Source organism: Mycobacterium sp., assembly GCF_049280035.1.
GTDB lineage: Bacteria > Actinomycetota > Actinomycetes > Mycobacteriales > Mycobacteriaceae > Mycobacterium.
This window is the reverse complement of record NZ_JBAPPI010000594.1, coordinates 1-1,825: the sequence shown is the minus strand read 5'-3', so window position 1 is coordinate 1,825 and position 1,825 is coordinate 1. Positions and strand designations below refer to the sequence as shown.

Annotated in this window: 2 protein-coding genes; one reads left to right on the top strand and one right to left on the bottom strand. The window is 61.9% G+C overall.

All coding sequences use genetic code 11. From position 1 onward, the window contains the following. The first annotated feature begins 170 nt into the window (after positions 1 to 170). Positions 171 to 650 (top strand): nuclear transport factor 2 family protein, encoded by a 480-nt coding sequence (locus WAN71_RS19310; RefSeq protein WP_422226869.1) that lies wholly within the window; start codon positions 171 to 173, stop codon positions 648 to 650. 92 nt (positions 651 to 742) lie between these two features. Here WAN71_RS19310 and WAN71_RS19305 read toward each other — a convergent pair whose 3' ends face one another. Next, positions 743 to 1,675, bottom strand: a complete 933-nt coding sequence (locus WAN71_RS19305) for a TauD/TfdA dioxygenase family protein (RefSeq protein WP_422226868.1) — start codon at positions 1,673 to 1,675, stop codon at positions 743 to 745. Positions 1,676 to 1,825: the final 150 nt, after the last annotated feature.

The following is a 1,825-nucleotide window of genomic DNA, read 5'->3' as shown; positions in this document are numbered from 1 at the left end:
CGAGAGCTCGACGGTTCGCTTGATCTCGTAGCCAGAGCAGGCGCCGAAGCCGGTCATCCCTAGAACGACGTAGTCCGACGGGTTCAGCGTTGCGGACGCCATATAAGTCAGGGTAACATGTCAGGCTGACTGGTTTGCGCATCAATGGCCCGCACGGAGGTGGTGTGGTTGTGATAGGCACAAAGCTCCCGCTTCGGGTCGCCATGGAAGCTCGAGACCACCGCGCCGTGATGGAGTCGTTCGCCGAGAACGCGGTGCTCCGCTCTCCATTCACTGACGAGCTAGCGTTCGAAGGCCGCGACCAGTTCGACAACCTCGTAACCGTAATCCTCGCGGTGCTAGAAGATCTCACCTATACAGACGAGCTGCACGCCGACCGGGCCGCGGTCCTTATCGGACACGCGCGCGTGGACGGCCTGCGGATCCAGTTTTGTGATTACCTGAAGCTGCGCGACGACGGTCTAATCGAGGAGATGACCGTGTTTTTCCGACCATTGCCCGCGACCACCGCCGCGATGCGCCGAATTGGCGGCGGCCTCGGCCGACGCAGAAGCAAGTTGCGCGGCCACCTGATCAACACGATGACCGCCCCGCTGGCATTGATGACCCGAGCCGGAGACCGCCTCGGCGTGCGCCTGCTGCAGCCCTGATCACGCGCTCGCGCCGCTTCTGCGCATGCTGTGCGCGAACCGCGCATCTTGCGAGGACGAAATAGCCGACCTGGCTGCGCGATGGGGTGCGCTTAGGCCACCCGCGATGTCGGATTGTCGATCACCGAGTATTCAGTGGCGTCACCGGAGATTACCCGGCTCTGCTCACCGTGCACGCTCACCGGGATGTCGCCGGCCAACGTAACCCGATGCATCCGGCGGGGCTGCTTTCCGTAATCGGATACGGCGTAGTGCTGGGTCGCGCGGTTGTCCCACATCGCGACGTCGCCGAGTTCCCAGTTCCATCGAATCGTGTTCTCCAGCCACGTAATACGGTCCTGGAAGATCCGGAACAAGGCTTGCGACTCGCTGCCGGTTACCCCCAGAATACGCTTCACGAAGTTACCAAGGAGCAATGATCGTTCGCCGGTCTCGGGATGCACCCGCACCACCGGATGGTGGGTTTCGAAATGAGTCGAATGAAACTCGTTGGCGTACTTCAATACCGCATCGGGGTTCGCCTGTAACGCCGCCAACTTGGCCGGATCGATTTGGGCGTAGTCGAACTCGTTGCTATGCATCGCCCACAAGCTGTCCGCGAGCTGTTGCAGAGGCTGCGGCAACTGCTGATAGGCAGCCACCGTCGAGGCCCAGGTGGTGGTACCACCGCAGGAAGGCAATTCGACCGCGCGCAGGATCGAGGCCTTCGGCACCCGGTCAACAAAGGTGACATCGGTGTGCCACTGGTTGGCGCCGCCGCCCCCCACGGACTCCAGCCGCATGACCCGGCTGCCTTCGAATTTCAGCGTGGGATGCGGAGTCGTGGGGACACCCAGGCTTTGCGCAAAGGCGAAGTGTGACTCGTCGTCGAGGTGATCCTGACCGCGGAAGAACAGCACCTTATGCTGCGCCAGTATCTGATTGATCGCGGCCGCAGTTTCGTCATCGAGCTCACCGAGGCGCACCCCGTCGACCCGCGCCCCGATGTTCTCGCTCAGTTTCACCACACGCAGATCACTAGTCATGGCCGTCCCTTCGAATCTTTCATCGTGTAGCCGACTGTCTACACGACGGTTCGTCCGTTACTGTACACAGATGGCTACATCGGAGGCAACGGTTGCCGACCCCGCGAAACCGCTTGGCAAAGAAGAGGTCGTCGCCGCGGTGCTGGCGGC

Bases quoted from the DNA above. Each gene is read 5' to 3' on its own strand.
- WAN71_RS19305 (WP_422226868.1), bottom strand. From the start codon at position 1,675: ATGACTAGTGATCTGCGTGTGGTGAAACTGAGCGAGAACATCGGGGCG.